Genomic DNA, 1,488 nt, shown 5'->3' with positions numbered 1-1,488 from the left:
CGGTCGGGGCCTGAGCGGGCGCGGTCGGGGCCTGAGCGGGCGCGGTCGGCGCCTGCGCGGCGGTGCTGGAGTCCCACATGGTGGGCGCCGGCGCGCGGAAGACCACCCGGCCGCCGGCGTCGGTGGCGTTGAGGTTGCCGCCGGCGTCGGCGCTCACCGAGACGCCGTCGGCCTTCATGCCCAGGGTGAGGTCCTTGATCCTGGGGTTCTTCGCGGCTTCCGGGGTCTTGACCACCAGGACCTGGGTGAAGCCGCCCGCCTGGTTCGCGGTGACCTTCAGGTCGACGCCGGGCACGACCTCGGGATAGGTGGCGGTCTCGCCGTCCAGGGCGGGCGCCGGAAGCGTGCCGGGCCAGCTCAGGGCGAGCTTCTTGCCGTCCTGGTCGAGCGTGGCGAGCGGACCGGAACCGCCGCCCGAGAGCGTGAGGTGATTGCTGGTCACGTTGGGGACGACGGTGCCGTCGGCGCCCCGGGCGAGGGTCGCGTCCAGGTCCTTCCAGGCGCCGTCCTGCTGCTTGGCGCGCGCGGGGGCGACCGTCCGCCGCAGGCCGAGCGTGCCGTTCGGGTTGGCGACCACCGTGTCGGTCTCGGTGGTCAGGGCCGGGATCTCGACCGGCTTGCCGGTGCGCTTCGCCTCGGCCAGGGCCGCGGCCTCGGCGGAGCGGTGCTCGGCGTCGGCGGCCTGGGCGGCGGCGGTCCGGTCAGCGCCCGGGACGGCCGGGGCGGGCGCGGTCGGTCCGGGCGCGGCGGCACCGGGAGCGGTCGCGGTCGGTCCGGGCGCGGTCGATCCGTTCGCGGCCAGTGCGGGTGCGGTGGAACCGAGCGCGCCGACGGTCAGTACGAGGCCGATCGATGCGGCGAGCACCGATCTGCGTCGACGACCGTAGTGGGGGGATATCGACCCCATTGGTAAACCCCTCGTCAAGTGATGAGCGCCGTAGGGATATCGGCGAACGGGAACTTAACACCCCTGCGCGACATCCGATCTGACAGATCATCGTCACCCCCGTGACGCAGCTCACATGTGGCAGCTCTCCGTGACCGTCCCGTTGTTCTCAGCGGATCGTGCGCCTGCGCTCGGTAATGGATCTTCAGGAATCCGGCACTGCAATGCAGGCAAAACGCCCACCATTTCTTGACTCTCCGCAATGGCCGGGACAGTAGCCGACTTCACCCCGGTTCGCCCGTCTCTCGGTACGACCGAGGTAACCGATGGATCAAGTTATCTGACGGAGGTTAGGCTCCGCGCGCAATTATCTCTGTTCAGCAGACCTTCCGTTCGGGGGTCTGCTTCGGCGTGCCAGGGGGCAAGTCGTGTCGTCATCATCAGGGGGATTCCGCGCCGGCGGACGGTCACGAGGAAGACGACGGCTCACCACCGTCGCCGTGCTCGTACTGTCGATGCTCGCCGGTGTCGGGCCCGCGAACGCGGCGGAGTGGAAGCCGCGCAATCCCAAGGTCTGGTCGCCTCGCGACCTCGATCCGGTC

Annotated in this window: 1 pseudogene; it reads right to left on the bottom strand. The window is 70.4% G+C overall.

The features are described 5' to 3' along the window. Nucleotides 1-865: pseudogene (locus BI06_RS50200) on the bottom strand (hypothetical protein); the annotation flags it as partial. Between the last annotated feature and the right edge of the window lie 623 nt (nucleotides 866-1,488).

It is taken from the genome of Kitasatospora sp. MBT66, from assembly GCF_000710405.2.
Taxonomy (GTDB): Bacteria; Actinomycetota; Actinomycetes; order Streptomycetales; family Streptomycetaceae; genus Kitasatospora; species Kitasatospora purpeofusca.
This window is presented reverse-complemented; position numbering and strand designations above follow the sequence as displayed.